The sequence below is a fragment of the Streptomyces apricus genome, from assembly GCF_008369065.1.
GTDB lineage: Bacteria > Actinomycetota > Actinomycetes > Streptomycetales > Streptomycetaceae > Streptomyces > Streptomyces apricus.
In genome coordinates this window covers 5,021-8,913 of the sequence record NZ_VDFC01000077.1, presented here as the reverse complement: position 1 = coordinate 8,913, position 3,893 = coordinate 5,021, and the positions used below count along the sequence as shown (strand labels likewise).

The window sequence follows — 3,893 nt, the reverse complement described above, 5'->3', positions numbered from 1 at the left end:
GCTACCTGTACGGCGCGCACCCGCGGCTGCGCGAGCGCAAGGCGGACGTGGCGACGATGCTGCTGCACGCCTGCGCCCAGCACACCGGGGCGGGCGGCGACGGCGGCACCGGCGGCGGGCGGCGGGTGCTGAGCCTGCTGCGGGGCAACGAGCCCTACAAGCACCACTGGCGTCCGCAGCCCGTCGTCAACCGGCGTCTCCTGCTGGCCCGGCGGCGCACGGCCCCGCTGCTGTCCGCCGCCGTCTGCGACGTGGCCGTGCGCAGCGGGGGCAAGAAGCTGCTCGACCGGTTCCTCGACCGGAAGCGGCGCGGGGGCGGCGGGCCGTGACCGGTCCGCCACCTCACCGCCGCCGTCCTCGCCGCCCCCTGTCCGCCGTGCGGTCAGCGGGTGCGCGACCACCAGTCGAAGCGCAGGCAGAGCTTCCCGCCGAGCCAGTACTCCACCCAGTCGCCCAGCTCGACCGGCGAGCAGTTGGACGGCCGCGTCGGCGGGACGGCCGGCGGGGCGGTCGGCTTGGGCGTCGGGTCGGTGGGCGCGGGCACCTCGGTGTCGGTGCGGCCGAAGAGGGCCTTGCGGTAGACCTCGGAGGCCCTGGGGTTGTCGTCGCACTGCCACACGCCGTGCGGGCAGTAGTCGGTGAGCGTGTTGTACAGCGGTTTGTGCTCGTCCAGCCAGGCGAGCATGCGCCGCATGTAGGTCGCGTTGTCGCCGTTGCGGAACAGTCCCCACTCAGGATAGGAGATCGGCTTCCCGTGCTCCTTCGCGAAATCGACGTGCTGCTGCAGCCCGTAGGGCTCCGTCACCGCCTCGTCGAATGACTGTCCGCGCGGTTGGTCGTACGAGTCCATGCCGATGATGTCGACCGTCTCGTCGCCCGGGTAGCACCGGGTCCAGGGAACGGCGTCATGGCCGCGGTTCGGCGTGAAGTCGAACCGGAACTTCTGTCCCGGCACCGCCCGCATGGCGGTGACGATCCTGTTCCAGTACGTCTTCCAGGCCTCCGGGTCCGGTCCGCAGCGATGGGTGTACGTGATGCCGTTCATCTCCCAGCCGAGCACGACGACGGTGTCGGGCACCCCCAGTTCGACGAGCCGTTCCGCCAGCTTGCGGAAGTGGTGGTCGTACTCCCCGGCCGCGCCCCGCCGCAGCAGCCCGCGGACCTCGGAGTCGGAGACGCCCTCCTCGTTGCGCTCCAGCATGGGGACGTTGAGGACGAAGAGCCGGTCGTCCTCCTGCTTGCGCCAGTCCGCCCAGGCGTCGAGGAAGCCGGGCAGGCCCTCGATGTTGCTCCAGCGGTCGCCCGGCAGGTACGTGTGCGCCACGCGCAGGTCGGCCCCGCCCAGCCAGCGGCTGAGCTCGGCGATCCGGGCCACCCCGCGGGGCCCGTAGTCCAGGTAGGCGCCGAAGGCCGGGCCCGGAGCCGGGGGCGAGGCCGGCGTCGAGGGCGCGGCCGGAGCCGGGGCGCGCCCCCGGCGCGCCGCCCGCCGACATCGCCCTGGCGTTGCGCCGAGTGGCGGCGCGGGTGGCCCGGCCCGCCGTGCTGTTCCCAATGGATGACGCGAGCGCCGTCGCGGTGGACCGGATGCGCGACGAGCTGGCACCGCGCTTCCTGCTGCCGCCCGCTCCCCCGGGCCTGGCCGAGCGCGTCGCGGACAAGGCAGAGCTCGCCGCCGTGTGCGCGTCGGCGGGCCTCCCGCACCCCACGACGCTGGTGCCGGACGGTCCCGCGCAGGCCGCCGCAGCGGTCCGGCGGCTGGGACTGCCCGTGGTGGCGAAGTGGAGCCGGCCCTGGCTGCTGCCCGCCGGGTCGGACCTGCGCAGCACGACGGTGCTGAACTCCGCTCAGGAGGCGCGGGCCCTGGCCCGGCGCGCCGGGGAGGCGGGCAGCCGGCTGCTGCTCCAGGCGTTCCTGCCGCCGGGGCGGGACCTGGACTGGTTCTTCCACGGGTACGCGGACCGGACCGGGGCGGTGCGCGGCGGCGGCCCGGGCCGCAAGCAGCGGTCCTGGCCGCGCGGCGCCGGGCTGACCGCGGTGGGCCGCTGGACGCCGAACCCGGCCGTGACGGCGGCGGCCGAGCGGCTGGTCCGCGCGCTCGGCTACCGCGGCATCCTCGACCTGGACTTCCGCCGCGACGCCGCGACCGGCGCGTACCACCTGCTCGACTTCAACCCGCGGCCCGGCGCGCAGTTCCGGCTGTTCGCCGACGGGGCGGGGCTCGACGTGGTGCGCGCGCAGCACCTGGACCTGACCCACCGTCCGCTGCCGGTGCCCGAGCCCCGCCCGGGCCGGACGTTCGTGGTGGAGAACTACGCGCCGTTCGCGGCCGCCTTCCGGGGCGGCACCGAACGGGCCTGGCACGCCCGGGACGACCTCGCGCCCGGTGCCGCGCTGTGGGCGCTGTGGACGCGCCACGTGGGCCTGCGCGCGGCCCGGCGCCTGCGGGACCGGGTGCGCCCGGCGGACCCCGCACCCGCCGCCGGCCCCCGGATCGTACGGCCGGCCGGTCCTCCCGACCGGCTGTCCGCCCCGGCCGGCCGGTCCGCCGCGCCCGTCGGCCGGCCGGCCGCGCCCCTCGACGCCCTCGACGCACGTCCCCTGTCCGACGACGAGAAAGCGAGCAGTCACTGATGTACGACCTGCTGGTGGTGGGAGCCGGCCCCTACGGCCTGTCCATCGCCTCCCACGCCGCGGCGGCCGGCCTGAGCCTGCGGGTGTTCGGCCGGCCCATGGCGTCCTGGCGCGACCACATGCCCCGCGGCATGTTCCTCAAGTCCGAGCCGTGGGCGTCCGACCTGTCGGACCCCGCGGGCCGGCTGGGCCTGGCCGCCTACTGCGCGCGGCAGGGGACACCGGCCCGGCACGGGGCGCCCATCCCGGTCGAGGTGTTCGCCTCCTACGGGCTGTGGTTCGCGCGGCAGGCGGTCCCGGAGGTGGACGAGCGCACGATCACGGACGTCAGCCCCTGCCCGGGCGGTTTCGAGGCGGTCACCGAGGACGGGCAGCGCGTGCGGGCGCGGACGGTCGCGCTGGCGGTCGGCGTCATGCCCTTCACCGAGATCCCCGCCGCACTGCGAGGGCTGGGCCCCGCGCACGTCTCGCACAGCAGCCACCACGGCGACCTGGACCGGTTCCGCGGCCGGGACGTGACCGTGGTCGGCGGCGGCCAGGCCGCGCTGGAGACGGCGGCCCTGCTCGCCGAACAGGGCACCCGCGTACGGGTCGTGGTCCGGGCCCCGCGGCTCACCTGGAACGACGTGCCGCCGCCCTGGGAGCGCCCGTGGTGGCGGTCGGCCCGCGCCCCGCACAGCGGCCTGGGCCCCGGCTGGCGCAACTGGTTCTACGCCGAGCGCCCCGGCGCGTTCCGCCGCCTGCCCGACGCCACCCGGGCCCGGATCGCCACGACGGCGCTGGGCCCCGCGGGCGCCTGGTGGGTCCGCGACCGCGTCGAACCGGTGGTGCCGCTGCTGCTGGGGCACGAGGTCACGGCGGCGTACGCGGCCGGTGACGGCGTGCGCCTCGCGCTGCGGGGCCCGTCCGGCGGGCCGGTCTCCCTGGAGACCGGGCACGTCATCGCCGCCACGGGGTTCCGGGCGACCCGGGAGCGCCTGGGCCTGCTGGCGGCCGACGTCCGCGCGGACCTCGCCGTGTCGCCGGACGGATCGCCGTACGTGGGGCGGGAGTTCGAGTCGTCCCGGCCGGGGCTCTTCCTGGCCGGTCTGGTCACGGCGTCGAGCTTCGGCCCGGCGATGCGCTTCGTGCACGGCGCCTCGTTCACGGCCCGGACCCTGGTACGGGGGGTGCGGCGCCGGCTGCGTACGGGGCCGGCCCCGCTGCCGGTGCCCGGGGCGCGGGAGCGGCGGGCGGTGGTGGAGGCGGCGGGGCGCTGAGCC

The 3,893-nt window shown here is 76.7% G+C and carries 3 protein-coding genes and 1 pseudogene; 3 read left to right on the top strand and 1 reads right to left on the bottom strand.

Annotated elements, in window-relative coordinates:
* Window positions 1-329, top strand: a pseudogene (locus tag FGF04_RS35325) (GNAT family N-acetyltransferase); the annotation flags it as partial.
* Between the two features lie 53 nt (window positions 330-382).
* On the opposite strand, the gene FGF04_RS35320 reads toward FGF04_RS35325, so the two are convergent.
* The gene (locus FGF04_RS35320; protein ID WP_408055712.1) at window positions 383-1,663 is read right to left on the bottom strand and encodes a glycoside hydrolase family 26 protein; all 1,281 of its coding nucleotides are present in this window, start codon (window positions 1,661-1,663) and stop codon (window positions 383-385) included.
* Between FGF04_RS35320 and FGF04_RS35315 the strand changes: the two genes are divergently transcribed.
* The gene (locus FGF04_RS35315) at window positions 1,552-2,631 is read left to right on the top strand and encodes a carboxylate--amine ligase (RefSeq protein ID WP_408055710.1); all 1,080 of its coding nucleotides are present in this window, start codon (window positions 1,552-1,554) and stop codon (window positions 2,629-2,631) included. The genes FGF04_RS35320 and FGF04_RS35315 overlap by 112 nt on opposite strands.
* Entirely contained in the window at window positions 2,631-3,890 is a 1,260-nt protein-coding gene (locus tag FGF04_RS35310) for an NAD(P)-binding domain-containing protein (protein WP_149515472.1), read from the top strand. The genes FGF04_RS35315 and FGF04_RS35310 overlap by 1 nt, the downstream gene beginning before the upstream one ends.
* Window positions 3,891-3,893 lie beyond the last annotated feature (3 nt).